General features: G+C 57.0%; 1 protein-coding gene. It reads right to left on the reverse strand.

Annotated elements, in window-relative coordinates; translation table 11 throughout:
• On the reverse strand, nt 1-258 hold a 258-nt coding region (locus tag C5470_RS22345; protein WP_166291974.1), incomplete at both ends, for a condensation domain-containing protein.

A 258-nucleotide genomic window follows, 5' to 3' on the forward strand; every position in this document is an offset into this window, starting at 1 on the left:
TCGGCCAGTGTTGTGCGCCAGTAGTCCGACTGCGCCTGGGTACGTTCGGCGGAAAACCACTGATGCTGCCAGGCGGCGTAATCCGGGTACTGAATGGCCAATGGGGGCAGCGGATCCGGCTGGCCGACCAAAAAGGCGGCGTAGAGTGCGTTCAGTTCATTTATCAGCACATTGACTGACCAGCCATCGGACACAATATGATGCTGGGTCAGCAAAAACTGATAATCCTCTTCCGTCAGTCGGATAAGTTCCGCCCGG

Source organism: Photorhabdus stackebrandtii (assembly GCF_011189495.1).
Taxonomy (GTDB): domain Bacteria; phylum Pseudomonadota; class Gammaproteobacteria; order Enterobacterales; family Enterobacteriaceae; genus Photorhabdus; species Photorhabdus khanii.